The organism is Pseudomonas coleopterorum, assembly GCF_900105555.1.
GTDB lineage: Bacteria > Pseudomonadota > Gammaproteobacteria > Pseudomonadales > Pseudomonadaceae > Aquipseudomonas > Aquipseudomonas coleopterorum.
In genome coordinates this window covers 3,601,587-3,618,764 of record NZ_FNTZ01000001.1, presented here as the reverse complement: position 1 = coordinate 3,618,764, position 17,178 = coordinate 3,601,587, and the positions used below count along the sequence as shown (strand labels likewise).

Sequence of the window (17,178 nt, the reverse complement as noted above, 5' to 3'; positions counted from 1 at the left end):
CATGCTGCGAAGCTACCTGCGACTTGTGCTGTTTGCCGTCGGCCTGCTGGTGGGTGTGCAAGTGCCCGGCGTGATCAACGACTACGCCCAACGGGTCGAGGCCCATCGCCTTGAGGCGCAGCAAAGCCTGCGCGGTTTCAGTGAGACCGCGCAGCGTTTCTTCAATGGTGACCTGCAGGCGCTGGTGGCGCACTACCGCGCCAGCGAAGATCCAGTGTTCCGCAGCGATGCCGCCAGCATTGGCGCGTTGCTGGCCCGCAACCAGTTGCTGGAGCGGGAGTGGCAGGCGTTGCAGGGACCCTGGTATGAAAAAGCCTGGCATGTACTGGCCAAGGCCGATCCGCAACTGCGCCAGGAAACCCTCAACGGCTACAACTACCAGGTGCTGCTGGCGCCGGAAGCGATTGCCTGGGGCATCGCCTGCGCGCTGCTGCTGGCCTGGGTCGTGGAAAGCATCATCCTGTTCATCGGCTGGACCCTGTGGTTCGGCCGTCGCCGCGCCAAACCTGTGGCCGAACCCCTGGTACGTCGCGAACGCTAGACCGCGACCCTGCGCGCATCACCCGTCACTTGGCCAGATAGCGCATCCCGTCTTCCAACCCGCTCAGGGTCAGCGGGTACATGCGCTCTTCCACCAGCTCGCGAATCAGGTGGGTGGAGGCCGTGTAACCCCAGGTGTCCTGCGGATAGGGATTGATCCAGATGAGTTTCCTGTAGGTCTGCACGAAGCGCTGCAACCAGACTAACCCCGGCTCCTCGTTCCAGTGCTCTACACTGCCACCGGGATGAGTGATCTCATAGGGCGCCATGGCCGCATCGCCGATGAACACCACCTTGTAGTCAGGGCCGTACTTGTGCAGCAGGTCGTGGGTGCTGATGCGCTCGGCGTTGCGTCGGTGGTTGTCCTTCCAGACCGTTTCGTAGACGCAGTTGTGAAAGTAGAAATACTCCAGGTGTTTGAACTCGGTGCGACAGGCCGAGAACAACTCCTCGCAGACCTTCACATGGGCGTCCATCGAACCACCGATGTCGAACAGCAGCAACAGCTTGACGTTGTTGCGTCGCTCGGGGCGCAGCTGAATGTTGAGCAAGCCGCCATCGCGTGCGGTGTGGTCGATGGTGCCGTCGATGTCCAGCTCTTCGGCCGCACCCTGCCGGGCGAACTGGCGCAGTCGGCGCAGTGCCACCTTGATGTTGCGCGTGCCCAGCTCGACGCTGTCATCCAGGTTGCGGTATTCGCGCTGATCCCACACCTTCACGGCTTTGCCCTGGCGTTCGCCGGCATCGCCCACGCGGATGCCCTCGGGGTTGTAGCCACCCGAACCGAACGGGCTGGTGCCACCGGTGCCGATCCACTTGCTGCCACCGGCGTGCCGGCCTTTCTGCTCCTCCAGCCGCTGTTTGAAGGCTTCGATCAGCTTGTCCAGCCCGCCCAGGGACTGGATCTGCGCGCGCTCCTCGGCACTCAGCGAGCGCTCGAACTCCTTGCGCAGCCATTCTTCCGGAATCAGCGCTTCAAGGTGTTGATCGAGGTTCTGCAGGCCATTGAAGTAGGCCGAAAACGCCCGGTCGAATTTGTCGAAGTGGCGTTCATCCTTGACCAGGATCGCCCGCGCCAGGAAGTAGAACTCGTCCATGTCGGCGAACGTCACCCTTTGCTCCAGGGCGTTGATCAGGTCGAGCAACTCGCGCACCGACACCGGCACTTTGGCCGCGCGCATTTCATTGAACAGGTTGAGCAGCATGGCGGACGCCCTCGCAGTCGGAAAGAGGGAATCAGCGGTTGCCGCGCCGGCTCATGAAGGCCAGGCGTTCGAGAAGCTGCACGTCCTGTTCGTTCTTGACCAGGGCACCGGCCAGCGGCGGAATCGCCTTGGTCGGATCGCGTTCGCGCAGCACGGCTTCACCGATGTTGTCGGCCATCAACAGCTTGAGCCAGTCGACCAGTTCGGAGGTGGAGGGCTTCTTTTTCAGGCCCGGCACCTTGCGCACATCGAAGAAGACGTCCAGGGCCTCGGCCACCAGGGTTTTCTTGATGTCGGGGTAGTGCACGTCGACGATGCGTTGCAGGGTCGCGCGGTCGGGAAAGGCGATGTAGTGGAAGAAGCAGCGACGCAGGAACGCATCGGGCAGCTCTTTTTCGTTGTTGGAGGTAATGATGATGATCGGGCGATGGCGAGCCTTGATGGTTTCATCCGTCTCGTAGACGTAGAACTCCATCTTGTCGAGTTCCTGCAGCAGGTCGTTGGGGAACTCGATGTCGGCCTTGTCGATTTCATCGATCAGCAGGATGACCCGTTCATCGGCTTCGAAGGCCTCCCACAGCTTGCCTTTCTTGAGGTAGTTGCGCACGTCGTGGACCTTGTCCACACCCAGCTGCGAATCGCGCAGACGGCTGACCGCGTCGTACTCGTACAGGCCCTGGTGGGCCTTGGTGGTGGACTTGATGTGCCAGGTGATCAGCCGTGCACCGAAGGACTCGGCCAACTGTTCGGCCAGCATGGTCTTGCCGGTGCCTGGTTCGCCCTTGACCAGCAGGGGCCGCTGCAAGGTGATCGCGGCATTGACCGCCAGCTTGAGGTCGTCGGTGGCAACGTAGGCGGGGGTGCCTTCGAACTTCATGGGGCTGTCCTCGGGAATCAGGTGTTGGGGGTCGACTATAGCGCGGTGTGTCAATTATGGCCTCTTCGCGGGCACAGCCCGCTCCCACAAGGGCCGGTGCAGTTCAAAATCCTGTGGGAGCGGGCTCTGCCCGCGAAGAGGCCAGTCCAGCCACAGCATATGCATCCGACCATGTGGGAGCGGACTCTGCCCGCGAAGAGGCCAGTCCAGCTACAGCATATGCATCCGACCATGTGGGAGCGGGCTCTGCCCGCGAAGAGGCCAGTCCAGCCACAGCATATGCATCCGACCATGTGGGAGCGGGCTCTGCCCGCGAAGAGGCCAGTCCTGCCAACCCCCCTCATTCCTGCTTGGGCGGCGCCTGTTCATAGCGCGCATTGAAAGCCTGCACGAAGCCGTTGCGCAGGATCTGCCAGAACGCCTGCAGCGGGCTGATGTCCTGGCGATGCACGTTACCGCTGAGTTCGACCCGGGTCGCGAACTGGTTCTGCGACTGGTTCTTGAGCACCGTCTCGGTCCCACCGACCACGGCTTCCCAGATCGAACGGAAGAAACCCTTGTCCTTGTTTTCCACGTCCTGCTGCCAGTTGAACACATCGACGTTGTGCAGCAGCGGCTTGATGTAGCCACTCAGGCGGGCATTGTCGGCATCCGCCTCGATCACGATATCGCCCGTGCCGGCGTTGAAATCGAACTTGCCATAGGCACCGGAGAAGTCATTGAGCCGACGCAGCTCGATCCCGGTGGCGCGCAGGCGAAATTCGAAGTCTTCGAAGTTGCTGAACGGATCGAACGTGGCAGTGCTTTCCACCGGGGCTTGGCCGAACAGCTTGGCATGGCCTTCGAAACGCGCATCGCGCTTGCCTTCCAGGTCTTCCACATTGGTCAGGTTGTAGAGGCTGGCATTGACTTGGTTGGCGCTGATGTTGACTTGGGGTTTGGACGAGAAATTGCGGAAGCTGATCTTGCCGTCGTTGACCCGCACCTCGTTCAAGGTGATCGGCAGCAGCTTGTTCATCTGGTCGCGCCAGTCAGTACCGGCACCGGTCTGAGTGGCCTGTTTGTTGGCGCCGCCGTCGACGAAGTTAAGCTCCGGGCGCAGGAATTCCACCCGTGCCACCACCGCGTGGTCGTACCACAGGGCGTGCCAGCTCACGGCGATGTCGATCACCGGCGCATCGAGCAACGGTACCGGCACCTTGCCGCTGGTCTTGATGATCTGCAGGCCATTGATCTGATAGGCGCCGCGCCACCAGGCCAGGTCGACGTCGCTGACGCGGCCCTTGTATTCGCCCATGTCGGCGAGCTTGTCGTTGAGGTAGTCGCGCACCAGGTAGGGCAGGGCGATGTGCAGGGCGAGCACCAGTACAACCAGGCCGGTGAAGGTCCAGAGCGGCCAGCTGTAGCGACGTTTCATGGCAGAATCTCCCGAACGATGGTTAGCCATTGACTGTCCACAGTCTCATCCGTTCGCTGGACTCGCCCCCATCGCGGGCTTAACCTTGGATTTTTCCTGCTGCAGCACAAGGACCTTTTCGCCATGAGCCGCATTTACGCCGACAACGCCCACTCCATCGGCAACACGCCGCTGGTGCAGATCAACCGCATCGGCCCGCGCGGGGTGACCCTGCTGGCCAAGATCGAGGGGCGCAACCCCGGCTACTCGGTCAAGTGCCGCATCGGCGCGAACATGATCTGGGACGCGGAAAGCTCCGGCAAGCTCAAGCCGGGCATGACCATCGTCGAGCCCACCTCGGGCAATACCGGCATCGGCCTGGCCTTCGTGGCCGCCGCGCGCGGCTACAAGCTGATGCTGACGATGCCTGCGTCCATGAGCCTGGAGCGGCGCAAGGTGCTCAAGGCGCTGGGTGCCGAACTGGTCCTGACCGAGCCGGCCAAGGGCATGAAGGGTGCCATCGAAAAGGCGGGCGAGATCGTTGCCAGCAACCCCGAGCTGTATTTCATGCCGCAGCAGTTCGACAATCCGGCCAACCCGGCCATCCATGAGAAGACCACCGGCCCGGAAATCTGGAACGACACCGACGGCGCCGTCGATGTGCTGGTGGCCGGCGTGGGGACCGGCGGGACCATCACCGGCATCTCGCGCTACATCAAGCAGGTTCAGGGCAAGTCGATCCTCAGCGTGGCGGTCGAGCCGCTGACCTCGCCGATCATCACCCAGGCCATGGCCGGCCAGGACATCACTCCCGCGCCACACAAGATCCAGGGCATCGGCGCCGGGTTCATTCCGAAGAACCTCGACCTGTCACTGGTGGATCGTGTCGAGCTGGTCAGCGACGACGAAGCCAAGGCCATGGCGCGGCGCTTGATGCAGGAGGAGGGCATTCTCTGCGGCATTTCCTGTGGCGCCGCCATGGCAGCCGCCGCCAAGCTGGCGGAGAAGCCGGAAATGCAAGGCAAGACCATCGTGGTCATCCTGCCCGATTCGGGTGAGCGCTACCTGTCGAGCATGCTCTTCAGCGACCTGTTCACCGAGACCGAACTGCAAGCCTGACGGCAGCGGCGTGCCTCACCGTAGGAGCGGTCCGCGGCCGCGAAGATCACGCCGCGATGCACCTGACCCACCGCGCGGATCTTTTCGCGGCCGATGACCGCTCCTAGGGGCCTGCACCGGCTGTATGCCGACCGCTGCCCCGCGCCTTTCATTTCCAGCCGAGCCCCCAGGGTTTATCATGGCGCACTGCCCATTCGAGGATCCGCTCCATGACCCTTTCCTTCGCCGCCAAGGCTGCCGTGCTGTTGCTGTTCATCGGCAGCACGCTCTACGTGCACCTGCGGGGCAAGGCGCGTCTGCCGGTGCTGCGCCAGTTCGTCAACCATTCCGCTCTGTTCGCGCCCTATAACGCCTTGATGTACCTGTTTTCCAGCGTGCCGTCCAAACCCTATCTGGACCGCAGCAAATTCCCCGAGCTGGATGTGCTCAAGGACAACTGGCAGGTCATCCGCGACGAAGCCATGCACCTGTTCGACGAGGGTTACATCCGCGCCGCCGAGAAAAACAACGACGCCGGCTTCGGTTCGTTCTTCAAGAAAGGCTGGAAGCGTTTCTACCTCAAGTGGTACGACAAATCCCTGCCCTCGGCCAACGCGCTATGCCCCCGCACCGTCGAGTTGGTCAACAGCATTCCCAACGTCAAGGGCGCCATGTTCGCGCTGCTGCCCGGCGGCAGTCACCTGAACCCGCACCGCGACCCGTTCGCCGGTTCGCTGCGCTACCACCTGGGCCTGTCGACGCCCAACTCCGACGCCTGCCGCATTTTCGTCGACGGCCAGGAATACGCCTGGCGCGATGGCGACGATGTGATGTTCGACGAGACCTACGTGCATTGGGTCAAGAACGAGACCGAACACACTCGGGTCATCCTGTTCTGTGACATCGAGCGGCCGCTGAGCAATCGCTTCATGGCGAGCCTCAACAAGCGCGTCAGCGCGTTCCTGGGTCGCGCCACCGCGCCGCAGAATCTGGACGACGAGCGCGTCGGCGGCATCAATCAGGCCTACGCCTGGAGCAAGACCTTCAGCGATCGCTTCAGCGGCAAGGTCAAGCAGTTCAAGCGCGCCAACCCCAAAGCCTACCGCGTGCTGCGCCCGGTGCTGGCGGTGGTTGTGCTGACCGCCTTGGGGTACTGGTTGTTTGGTTGATCCCAAGGGCTCCCACACCACCCTGTGGGAGCGGGCTCTGCCCGCGAAGGCGTCAGTATAGGCAATACACCTCCCACCCCCTGTCACACCTTGTCCAACCTCTCCACCTGAGGATGCATACGATTCGCTTTTACAACCGAATCGTAAGGAAGTTCCATGCATCCTCCACTTTCTTTGCGGCCCCTGGCCGTGATGATCGCCCTGGCCACTGCCGGGGTGGCTCGAGCCGAGCCGATCGAATTGACCGCCCCGACCGTCCTCGATCAAGTCGTGGTCACAGCGTCGGGATTCGAGCAAAGCGTGGAGGATGCACCGGCCTCCGTCACCATCATCACCGGCGACGAACTGCGCAAGAAATCCTACAACGACCTCGGTGATGCCGTACGCAACATCGAGGGTGTGATCGTCAACGGCAGCGCCAACGAGACCGACATTTCCATCCGCGGCATGCCACCGGACTACACCCTGATTCTGGTCGACGGCAAACGCCAGAGCAGCCGCGAAACCCGGGTCAACGGCAACCGCGGCTACGAGCAGAGTTTCGTGCCACCGGCCGAAGCCATCGAACGCATCGAAGTGGTTCGCGGCCCCATGTCTTCGCTGTACGGCTCGGACGCCATCGGCGGCGTGATCAACATCATCACTCGCAAGGTCTCTCCCCAGTGGGGCGGCTCGGTTTCCTACGATTACGCGGCGCGCCAGCACAGCGATCAGGGCAACGCTCGTCAGACCCAGTTCTACCTCAATGGTCCGCTGGTGGAGAAGTACCTGGGCGTGCAGGTCTGGGGCCGCTACCTTGACCGCCAGGCCGACGATGACGTGGAGGTCACCAACGGCTTCACCAAGGCCGACCACAAGGACCTCACCGCGCGCCTGGCCTTCACCCCCAACGAAGACCACGACATCCTTCTGGAAGGCGGCGCCACGCGCTTGAAGAACGGCGACGGCACCAGCGTCAACTGGGCCACCCGCGAGCAGGAAAACAACCGCGACCACTACTCGCTCTCTCACCAGGGGCGCTGGGGCTGGGCGACGTCGGACGTGTCCCTGGCCTATGAAAAAGCCAGTCGCGAGGGCAAGGCCGCAGCCAATCAGCCGGAAATCCTGGGGCGCAAACCGGTGGTGGAGAACACCGTGTTCGATGCCAAGCTGGTCATCCCCACGGCCTACAACATCACCACCACCGGCCTGCAATGGAACCGGGCGCAACTGAGCGACTGGAACCAGGGCCTGATGGACCGCCGCAACTACGAGTTCTCGGTGACCCAGAAAGCCCTGTTCGCCGAAAACGAATGGTCGGTGACCGACGATTTCGCCTTGACCACCGGCGCCCGCGTCGACGAGCACGAGCAATACGGCACCCACGTCAGCCCGCGTCTCTATGGCGTCTGGCGTGCCACTCCGGACTGGACCTTCAAGGGCGGCGTGGCGCGTGGCTTCAAGGCTCCCGAGATTCGCGCCGTGGTGCCCGGTTACGCCACCATCCGCCGCAACACCTACGTGAACCTGGGCAATCCGGACCTGAAACCGGAAACCAGCACCAACTACGAACTGTCGGCGCTGTGGTCCAACCGCAATAACCTGTCGGCCGGAGCCACTGTGTTCCACAACGTGTTCAAGGACAAACTGTCCACGGAAAACACTGCGCGCCGCTGGAACGGCTACATCGTCCAGGACCGCATCAACGTCGATGAAGCAACGATCACCGGTGCCGAGGTCAACGGCCGCTGGGACATCACCCGTGCCTTTGCCGTGAAGGGCAACTACACCTACACCGATTCGGAGCAGAAGAGCGGCAGCAACGCAGGCGCACCGCTGTCGCTGACACCCGAGCACAAGGCGAACGTCAGTGCCGACTGGACCCTGTCCGACCGCGCCCAGGCGTGGGCCTCGGTCAACTACTATGGCCAGGAATACGGCACCACCCTGAGTGGCGAACCGGCCCCGGCCTACACCACGGCCGACATCGGTGGCTCGTACGAGCTGACTCGCGACATCACCCTCAAGGCGGCGGTGTACAACCTGGCTGACAAGCGTCTGGATGACGATACCTACGGCACGGTCAACTACGGTCGCACGTTCTGGATGGGCACCACGCTGCGCTTCTGACACGCCAAGGCTCTACCGGAAGGATCAGCCCGGCAGCCGCACCAGGGCCGCCAGCCCCGGTGTCCGGTTTTCCAGCACCAGCTCGCCGCCATGGGCCTGCACGCAGGCGCGGGCGATCGCCAGCCCCATGCCCAGGCCGCCACCGTGGCTGGGGTCGGCGCCGCCCTTGCCCAGTTGCACGAAGGGCTCGAACACCTGTTGCAGCCAGGCGGCGTCGATCCCCGGTCCGTGATCGCGGATCTCGATGCACAGCCCGCCTGACGCCTCCCGGTACAGGCGTACCTGCGCATCACCGCCATGGCGCAAGGCATTGTCGATCAGGTTGGTCAGCGCCCGCTTGAGGGCCAGCGGTCGACAACGGCACGCCACCGGCGCTGAGCCTGGCCAGTCGATGGGCGTGCCCAGGGTCTGGTAGCGTCGAGCGAGGTCGCTCAGCACCTCACTCAGTGAAACCTCGACGGTGGCCTCCTGCACCGCATCGCCGCGCACGAAATCCAGGGTTTCGCTGACCATGGCGCGCAACTCGTCGAGGCTGTCGAGCATGTCCTGGCGCAGCTCGGGATCTTCGAGCAACTCCACCTGCAAACGCAGCTCGGTGATGGGCGTATTGAGGTCGTGGCTCAGCGCGGCCAGCATGCGCGTGCGGCCTTCGACATGGCGGGCGATACGCTCCTGCATCACATTGAACGCCAGGGTCAGTTCCTGTGCCTCGCGCGGGCCCGACAACGGCAGCGGTGCGATCCATTCGCCCCGGCTGACGCGTTCGGTAGCCAGGGCCAGACGCTTGACCGGCGCGACGACGCGGCGCATGAAGAAAATCACGATCAGCAGCACCGGGATAGTACTGACCGGCACGCTGTAGGCCAGCAGCCGGCCCCATTCATAGGCACCGGCAGGTGCCTGCTCGGCGTTGAGCTGGGTGCCGTCGGGCAGGCTCATCGAGCTGCGCAGGCGCAGGGCCTGCCAACCGGCGCGCTTGAACAGATGCTCGCGGGCCGGACCGCCGCTGCTGCGCTCCAACTGCAGGACGACCACCGCTTGGTCGGCAAGCCCCAGGCGCTGACGCACGGCCGTGGCCAGGCGTCGTTCTTCGGTGTGCATGGCAAAAGGCTGGACCTGGGCTGCGGAAGCTACCCAGAAGCGCGCGTCGGCAGTGCCCATGGCGTCGAGCAGGCGCCGAGCGTCGGCCGCCGGCAGATCGCGCGCCGCTTGATAGGCCGTGGCCAGACGCTCGACCACCAAGGTGCGTGACAGCGGGTGTACCAGCGATCCGGTGCGTTGCAGCAACAGCATCGCGATGAGGTTGGACGCCAGCAGCGCCAACAGCAACAGCACACCCAATTGCCGGGTCATGGTCCGTGGCCAGGCCCGGCGCAGCCCCTTCATGCCGGGTACTGAACGACGTTCGCCGCCAGGCGGTAGCCGCCACCCCACACGGTCTGCAACAGCACCGGCTGCAAGGCGCTGTCGGCCAGCTTGCGGCGCAGGCGGCTGATCTGCCGATCGATGGCGCGATCGAACAGATCGCTGCCCGGCCGCGAGGTCAGCTCGATCAAGCGCTCGCGACCCAATACGGTATTGGGGTGTTCGAGAAACACTTCCAGCAAGCGGCCTTCCACGGTGCTCAGACGCACCTGGCTCTGGTCGGAACGGGTCAGCGTGTTGCAGCCGCTGCGAAAGCTCAGGTCGGCGAACTCGAAACGACGCAGGGGGGCGGGCAGCACTGACGTGGCTTCGCCGGGCGTGCCGCGCCTGCGCAGTACGCTGTGGATGCGCGCCACCAGTTCGCGCGGTTCGAACGGCTTGACCACGTAGTCGTCGGCACCGGCATCCAGCCCCTGGACACGGTCGGCGCAGGCATCGCGTGCGGTCAGCAGAATCACCGCGGCCGCCGACTTGTGCGCCAGCGCGCGACACAGCTCGAATCCATCGCCATCGGGCAGCATGACGTCGAGAATCAGCACGTCGAACACGTCCTGCTTGAGCAGCGCCCACATGCCCGCCGCATCCTCGGTGGTGCGGACGTCGAAACCGAAACGGCGCAGGTAGATGGCCAGCGGCTCACGGATCTTGCGGTGGTCATCGACCACCAGCAGACGAGGAGGGGAAGGATTCATGATGGCTGCGTTCGCGGATGATTCTCATTCGGAACGCGATCTTACAGCAAGCTCGATAACCGTGCAGCAGCACCGGACGGGGGCGGCGGGCGCCGACCCCGTCCGGCCGGTGTCACGCCTGAGCGTTCTTGAACGCCAGACGAAACCGGTGCAGCAACGGCTCGGTGTAGCCGCTGGGTTGCTCACAGCCCTGGAAGACCAGCGCACTGGCGGCCGTGAACGCCACCGAGTTCTGGAAGTCGGCCGCCATCGGGCGGTACGACGGATCCCCGGCATTCTGCTGATCGACCACGCGGGCCATGCGCTCCAGGGTTTCGACGATCTGCTCGCGGCTGACCACGCCGTGGGTCAGCCAGTTGGCCATGTGCTGGCTGGAGATGCGCAGGGTCGCGCGGTCTTCCATCAGCCCGACGTCGTGGATGTCCGGCACCTTGGAGCAACCGATGCCCTGTTCCACCCAGCGCACCACGTAGCCCAGCAAGCCCTGGGCATTGTTGTCCAGTTCCTGACGGATCTCCTCGGCGCTCCACTGCGCATTGGCCACCACTGGGATGGTCAGCAGGTTGTCCAGCAACGCATCGTGCTCGGCCTTGGTGTCGATCTGCTCCAAGGTCTGCTGCACTTCGCTGACGTTGACCTGATGATAGTGCAGCGCATGCAAGGTGGCCGCGGTGGGCGAGGGTACCCAGGCGGTATTGGCACCGGCCTTGGGATGACCGATCTTCTGCACCAGCATGTCGGCCATCAGGTCGGGCATGGCCCACATGCCCTTGCCGATCTGCGCCTTGCCGCGCAGGCCGCAGGCCAGGCCGGTGAGCATGTTGTTGCGCTCGTACGCCGCGATCCAGGCGCTGCCTTTCATGTCGCCCTTGCGCATCATCGGGCCGGCCTGCATGGCGCTGTGGATCTCATCGCCGGTGCGGTCGAGGAAGCCGGTGTTGATGAACGCCACGCGGGTCGATGCAGCGCCGATACAGGCCGCGAGGTTCACCGAAGTGCGGCGTTCCTCGTCCATGATGCCGATCTTCAGGGTATTGCGCGAAAGGTTGAGCAGGTCCTCGATGGCGGCGAACAACTTGTCCGCGAAGCCCACCTCGGCCGGGCCGTGCATCTTCGGCTTGACGATGTACAGGCTGCCCGTGCGGGAGTTGCTTCGACGTTCCAGGTCATACAGCCCGATCAGGCTGGTGATCACGCCGTCGAGAATGCCCTCGGGGATCTCCCGGCCCTCATCGTCGAGGATCGCCGGATTGGTCATCAGGTGGCCGACATTGCGGATCAACAGCAGCGAACGGCCATGCAGGGTCAACTCGCCGCCTGTTGGCGTATGGTACTGGCGATCCGGATTGAGGCGGCGGGTGATGCGCTGGCCGCCTTTCTCCAATTCCTCGGTGAGATCGCCACGCATCAGGCCCAGCCAGTTGCGGTAGATCGCCACCTTGTCACTGGCATCCACCGCCGCCACCGAGTCTTCGCAGTCGATGATGGTCGACAGGGCGGCCTCCAGCAGCAGGTCCTTCACACCTGCGGCGTCGGTACGGCCGATGGGCGAGGTGGGGTCGATCTGAATCTCGATGTGCAGGCCGTGGTGTTTGAGCAGCACGGCAACCGGCTGCTGGGCGTCGCCCTGGAAGCCGACGAATTGGCTCGGATCGGCCAGCCCGGTCACGCTGCCATCGGCCAGGCTCACCTGCAACTGGCCTGCTTCGATGCGATAGCCGTTGGCGTCGCGGTGCGAGCCCTTGGCCAGCGGGGTGCTCTGGTCGAGCAGGTCGCGGGCGAAGGCGATCACCCGGTCACCGCGAACCTGATTGTAGCCCTGGCCCTTGGCCGCGCCGTCGCTTTCCGGAATGGCGTCGGTGCCATACAGCGCGTCGTACAAGGAGCCCCAGCGGGCATTGGCGGCGTTCAGGGCGTAGCGAGCATTGGTCGACGGCACCACCAACTGCGGACCGGCCACCAGGGCGATTTCGTCATCGACATCGCGGGTGCTGATTTCCACGCGGTCGGGCTGGGGCACCAGGTAGCCGATGGTGTGCAGGAAACTGCGGTAGGCGGCCGGATCCTGAATCGGTCCGGGGTGCGCACGGTGCCACTTGTCCAGTTCGGTCTGCAAGCGGTCGCGTTCGGCCAGCAACAAGCGGTTCTGCGGTGCGAACTCGTGAACCAGAGCGTCGAAACCGGTCCAGAACGCTTCGGATTCCAACCCGCTGCCAGGCAGCACTTCGTTCTCGATGAAATCGTACAGGGTGGCGTCGACTTGCAGACGCTGGGCTCTCATGCGGTGCTTCATTGCGGTCTCCTTGGATACGGGGGAGGAAGTCAGGCCAGGGCGGCAGCGCCGGCCTTGGCGATCTGGGCATCTTCAGCGGGCTTGACCCCGGACACGCCGACCGCGCCGATGACCTGGCCTTCGTGGATCAGCGGCACGGCGCCTTCCAGGCACGTCATCAGATTACCGGACAGGAACGCGGTCCGCCCATTGTTGACCATCTCTTCGAACACCACCGATTCCTTGCGCCCCAACGCCGAAGTGCGTGCCTTGCCCGGTGCGATGTACGCCGTGCTGGCGGCGGCGCCGTCCAGCCGTTCGAACGCCAGCAGGTGACCGCCGTCGTCGACCACGGCAATGCCCACCGCCCAGTTGTTCTTCTGCGCTTCGGCGCGGGCAGCGGCGAGGATGCGAGTGACGTCTTCCTGGCCAAGAATCGCTTTGCTTTGCATGTGCTTCTCCAGTGCTGTTGTCGAGGGGTTCAAATAGCAGTGTGTCAAAGGTGCGTGTCAATCGGCCATGGCCTGTTCCACCAGTTCGATCCAGTGCCGCACCGGGGTGCGTGCGGCCCCGTCCAAATGGTTCTGGCAACCGATGTTGGCGGTGGCGATCACTTGCGGCGCACCGCTTTCCAAGGCGTTCAGGCGGTTGTCACGCAGTTGCCGCGACAACACCGGCTGGGTCACCGAATAGGTGCCGGCCGAACCACAGCACAGATGGCCGTCCGGCACATCGGTCAAGTGAAAGCCCAGGCGTCGCAGGAGCTGTTCGGTCACGCCACCCAGCTTCTGTGCGTGCTGCAACGTGCATGGGCAGTGGAAGGCCATGCGCAGGTCGGTATGGACGGCCAATTGCTCCACCGGCTCGTCGCGCAACACCTCGACCAGGTCCTTGGCCAGCCGGCTGACTGTGCGGGCCTTGGTCGCGTAGGCCGGATCCTGTTCCAGCAGGTGCCCGTAATCCTTGATGAAAGCGCCGCAGCCGCTGGCGGTCTGCACGATGGCTTCGGCGCCTGCTTCGATGGCCGGCCACCAGGCGTCGATGTTGTGCCGTGCCCGCTGCAGGCCGCGCGCCTGATCGTCCAGGTGATAGTCCACCGCACCGCAGCAGCCGGCCTGACGAACCGCCGTGACGCTGATGCCCAGGCGGTCCAGCACCCGCGCGGCGGCGGCATTGGTATTGGGCGACAGCCCCGGCTGCACGCAACCTTCGAGCATCAGCACGCGACGTGCGTGTTTCGCGGCAGGGCGGGCCACGGCCGCGTGGACCTGACGCGGCAGCTTGTCCTTGAGGCGTTGCGGTAGCAGTGGGCGAAAGGTCTGGCCCAGCTGGATCAACGCCTTGAATGCGCTCGGGTGCGGGGCCAGTGCACGCAGACCGCCGCGCAGCCAGCGTTGTTCCACAGGCCGCGGCACCGCCTGGTCCACCACTGCGCGGCCGATGTCCAGCAGGTTGTGGTAGTCCACGCCCGAGGGGCAGGTGGATTCGCAGTTGCGGCAGCTCAGGCAGCGATCCAGATGCTGCTGCGTGTGCGCCGTCACTTCGTGGCCTTCGAGCACTTGCTTGATCAGGTAGATGCGTCCGCGCGGCCCGTCCAGCTCGTCACCCAGCAATTGATAGGTGGGGCAGGTGGCATTGCAGAAGCCACAGTGCACGCAACTGCGCAGAATGCGTTCGGCTTCCTCGGCGCGTGGCAGCAAACGGGCCTGATCACTCAATTGGGTCTGCATGGTTCAGGACTCCTGGTTCACAGCTGCGCGTAGAGGCGGCCGGGGTTGAAGATGCCTTGCGGGTCCAGTTGCGTCTTGAGCTGGCGGTGATAGCGCAGCAGCAACTCGGGCAGGGGCTGGAACGGTTCGGGGGTGATCCCGGCGGTGTAGCAGGTGACATGCCCACCGACCGCCTCGACCACATGCCGGATCGATGCGGCGCTGGCGCTGGATTTCAGCCAGCGTTGAGCGCCGCCCCAGTCGATCAATTGCTCGCCGGGCAGGTCGAGGATGCCCGTATTGTTGGGCAACGACAGACGCCACAGCGGTTCGGGCTGGGCGAAGAAAGGCAGGCGATGCTCGTTCAGGTCATCCCAGAACGCCGAGTCGATGGGCTCGCCGCCGATGCGTTCATGGGCAGCAGCCACCGATCCCTCGCCGCCTTCCAGGCGCAGGTAAAGCGCCTCATCGCTGTGGCACGCGGCACTGATCGGCATCGGCTGCTGGCCCCACTCGGCGAGCTTGAGCAAGGCGCGCTCGGCATCGCAGGCCAGCTTGATGCTGAAACAGGCGCGCGGTTTGGGCAGCACTTTGAGCGACACTTCAGTCAGCACACCCAGGGTGCCGAAACTGCCGGTCAACAATCGCGACAGGTCATAACCGGCGACGTTCTTCATCACCTCACCGCCAAAGCGCAAGTGCTTGCCCTGCCCGGTGATCACCCGCGAGCCCAGCACGTAGTCGCGGGCCGAACCGGCCCAGGGCCGTCGCGGCCCGGACAGTCCGGCGGCGACCGTGCCGCCCAGGGTGGCCTGCTCGCCATAGGCCGGTGGCTCGAACGGCAGCATCTGTCCCGCCTGCTCGACGGCGGCCCGCAGGGTCTGCAAAGGCGTACCGGCACGCGCGGTGATCACCAACTCCGTGGGGTCGTAGCTGACGATGCCGCAATGCACGCGGGTATCGAGCCGCTCACCGGCACCGATGCGGCCCAGGAAGGCCTTGCTGTCACTGCCCTGGATACACAGCGGACGGTCGTCGGCCAGGGCCTGTCGCACCTGATCCAGCAGTTGCTCACTGGCGTCGAAATCGCGGTCGGCCATCAGAAGCGCTCCAACTCGGGGAATGGCAGTTGCCCATGGTGGATATGCATGGCGCCGAATTCGGCGCAGCGCTGCAGGGTCGGAATGTTCTTGCCGGGGTTGAGCAGGCGATCGGGGTCGAACGCGGCTTTCACGGCATGGAACAGGGTGAGCTCATCGCTGTTGAACTGCGCGCACATCTGGTTGATCTTCTCGCGGCCCACGCCGTGTTCGCCGGTGATGCTGCCACCCACCGCCACGCACAGTTCCAGGATCTTCCCACCCAAGGCCTCGGCGCGTTCGAGTTCGCCCGGCTGGTTGGCATCGAACAGGATCAGCGGATGCATGTTGCCGTCCCCGGCATGAAACACGTTGGCCACGCGCAAATCGTACTGCTCGGACAGTTCGGTGATGCCCTTGAGCACCCCCGGCAGGGCGCGGCGCGGAATGGTGCCGTCCATGCAGTAGTAGTCGGGCGAGAGCCGCCCGACCGCCGGGAAGGCGTTCTTGCGGCCGGCCCAGAAGCGCAGGCGTTCGGCTTCGTCCCGGGCCTGGCGCACCTCGGTCGCACCGGCCTCGGTCAACACCTGGTAGACGCGCTGGCAATCGTCATGCACATCGGCTTCCACGCCATCGAGCTCGCACAGCAGAATCGCCTCGGCGTCCACCGGGTAGCCCGCGTGAATGAAGTCCTCGGCGGCGCGAATGGCCAGGTTGTCCATCATTTCCAGACCACCGGGAATGATCCCTGCCGCGATGATATCGGCGACCGCCGCGCCGGCCTTTTCCACTGAGTCGAAACTGGCCAGCAATACCTTGGCCACCTGCGGCTTGGGCAACAGCTTGACGGTGACCTCGGTGATGATGCCCAGCATGCCCTCGGACCCGGTGAACAGGGCCAGCAGGTCGAAGCCAGGCGAGTCGAGGGCATCGCTGCCCAAGGTCAGGCGCTCGCCCTCGATGGTGAGCATCTGCACCTTGAGCAGGTTGTGCACGGTCAAACCGTATTTGAGGCAGTGCACACCACCGGCGTTTTCCGCGACGTTGCCGCCGATCGAACAGGCGATCTGTGATGAGGGATCGGGGGCGTAGTACAGACCATACGGTGCCGCCGCCTGCGAGATCGCCAGGTTGCGCACACCCGGCTGCACCCGTGCCGAACGCGCGACCGGATCGATGTCGAGAATCTGCTTGAAGCGCGCCATGACCAGCAGCACACCTTGTTCCAGCGGCAACGCCCCGCCGGACAGCCCGGTGCCCGCACCGCGTGCAACCACCGGTACCTTTCGCTCGTGACACAGCTTGAGCAACACCTCGACCTGTTCGAGCCGCTCGGGCAATACCACCAGCAGCGGTACGCTGCGATAGGCGCTGAGCCCGTCGCACTCGTAGGGGCGCAGGTCTTCGGCACGGTGCAGCACGGTCAGGTCGGGGAGTTGTGCGTGCAATGCCTGCACCAGAGCGGTTTTGTCCACCTTGGGCAGGACGCCGTCGATGCGTTCGTCGTAGAGGATGTTCATGGGCGCAGGTCACCGGCTTGTCGTTCTTATGCGCTCAACAGTGGTCGCAAACAACATGCCTGTCTATGCCCGGAACCACTGGTAGGA

The 17,178-nt window shown here is 64.3% G+C and carries 14 protein-coding genes; 4 read left to right on the top strand and 10 right to left on the bottom strand.

Annotation, left to right across the window (positions count from 1 at the left end; translation table 11 throughout):
* Position 1 precedes the first annotated feature (1 nt).
* Positions 2-541 carry a DUF2937 family protein gene (locus BLV18_RS16195; protein WP_090362346.1) on the top strand — a complete coding sequence of 180 codons (540 nt, stop codon included), beginning with the start codon at positions 2-4 and terminating at the stop codon, positions 539-541.
* A 25-nt stretch (positions 542-566) separates the two neighbouring features.
* Here BLV18_RS16195 and BLV18_RS16190 read toward each other — a convergent pair whose 3' ends face one another.
* The 3 genes from BLV18_RS16190 to BLV18_RS16180 form a co-directional block, all read right to left on the bottom strand.
* On the bottom strand, positions 567-1,745 hold the full coding sequence (locus BLV18_RS16190) for a vWA domain-containing protein (RefSeq protein ID WP_090359991.1): 1,179 nt from the start codon (positions 1,743-1,745) through the stop codon (positions 567-569).
* Positions 1,746-1,776: 31 nt separating this feature from the next.
* On the bottom strand, positions 1,777-2,622 hold the full coding sequence (locus BLV18_RS16185; protein WP_043193133.1) for an AAA family ATPase: 846 nt from the start codon (positions 2,620-2,622) through the stop codon (positions 1,777-1,779).
* A 340-nt stretch (positions 2,623-2,962) separates the two neighbouring features.
* Complete coding sequence (locus BLV18_RS16180) at positions 2,963-4,039, bottom strand: DUF748 domain-containing protein (protein ID WP_049862473.1); 1,077 nt, start codon at positions 4,037-4,039, stop codon at positions 2,963-2,965.
* Between the two features lie 123 nt (positions 4,040-4,162).
* Here BLV18_RS16180 and cysK point away from each other — a divergent pair, with 123 nt between their 5' ends.
* From cysK to BLV18_RS16165, 3 genes are all read left to right on the top strand, one after another.
* A complete protein-coding gene (gene cysK, locus BLV18_RS16175; RefSeq protein WP_049862474.1) occupies positions 4,163-5,137 on the top strand; it encodes a cysteine synthase A in 975 nt (324 codons plus the stop codon).
* Positions 5,138-5,346: 209 nt separating this feature from the next.
* Positions 5,347-6,285, top strand: coding sequence for an aspartyl/asparaginyl beta-hydroxylase domain-containing protein (locus tag BLV18_RS16170; RefSeq protein ID WP_049862475.1), 939 nt, complete (start codon positions 5,347-5,349; stop codon positions 6,283-6,285).
* A 156-nt stretch (positions 6,286-6,441) separates the two neighbouring features.
* Complete coding sequence (locus BLV18_RS16165) at positions 6,442-8,394, top strand: TonB-dependent receptor domain-containing protein (RefSeq protein ID WP_090359988.1); 1,953 nt, start codon at positions 6,442-6,444, stop codon at positions 8,392-8,394.
* Positions 8,395-8,418: 24 nt separating this feature from the next.
* Here the strand turns inward: BLV18_RS16165 and BLV18_RS16160 are convergent, their stop codons facing one another.
* The 7 genes from BLV18_RS16160 to glcD all read right to left on the bottom strand — a co-directional run bounded on the left by BLV18_RS16160 (position 8,419) and on the right by glcD (position 17,091).
* Positions 8,419-9,747: an ATP-binding protein gene (locus tag BLV18_RS16160; RefSeq protein WP_090359985.1), complete on the bottom strand. Its 1,329-nt coding sequence runs from the start codon at positions 9,745-9,747 to the stop codon at positions 8,419-8,421.
* Between the two features lie 29 nt (positions 9,748-9,776).
* Positions 9,777-10,511 carry a response regulator transcription factor gene (locus BLV18_RS16155; RefSeq protein ID WP_090359981.1) on the bottom strand — a complete coding sequence of 245 codons (735 nt, stop codon included), beginning with the start codon at positions 10,509-10,511 and terminating at the stop codon, positions 9,777-9,779.
* Between the two features lie 112 nt (positions 10,512-10,623).
* Positions 10,624-12,804, bottom strand: coding sequence for a malate synthase G (locus tag BLV18_RS16150; RefSeq protein ID WP_090359979.1), 2,181 nt, complete (start codon positions 12,802-12,804; stop codon positions 10,624-10,626).
* Between the two features lie 29 nt (positions 12,805-12,833).
* Positions 12,834-13,235, bottom strand: a complete 402-nt coding sequence (locus tag BLV18_RS16145) for a heme-binding protein (RefSeq protein WP_049862480.1) — start codon at positions 13,233-13,235, stop codon at positions 12,834-12,836.
* Positions 13,236-13,292: 57 nt separating this feature from the next.
* The gene (glcF, locus tag BLV18_RS16140) at positions 13,293-14,513 is read right to left on the bottom strand and encodes a glycolate oxidase subunit GlcF (RefSeq protein ID WP_090359976.1); all 1,221 of its coding nucleotides are present in this window, start codon (positions 14,511-14,513) and stop codon (positions 13,293-13,295) included.
* Positions 14,514-14,530: 17 nt separating this feature from the next.
* The gene (gene glcE, locus BLV18_RS16135) at positions 14,531-15,592 is read right to left on the bottom strand and encodes a glycolate oxidase subunit GlcE (protein WP_090359974.1); all 1,062 of its coding nucleotides are present in this window, start codon (positions 15,590-15,592) and stop codon (positions 14,531-14,533) included.
* Positions 15,592-17,091 carry a glycolate oxidase subunit GlcD gene (gene glcD / locus BLV18_RS16130; RefSeq protein ID WP_049862483.1) on the bottom strand — a complete coding sequence of 500 codons (1,500 nt, stop codon included), beginning with the start codon at positions 17,089-17,091 and terminating at the stop codon, positions 15,592-15,594. The genes glcE and glcD overlap by 1 nt, the downstream gene beginning before the upstream one ends.
* Positions 17,092-17,178 lie beyond the last annotated feature (87 nt).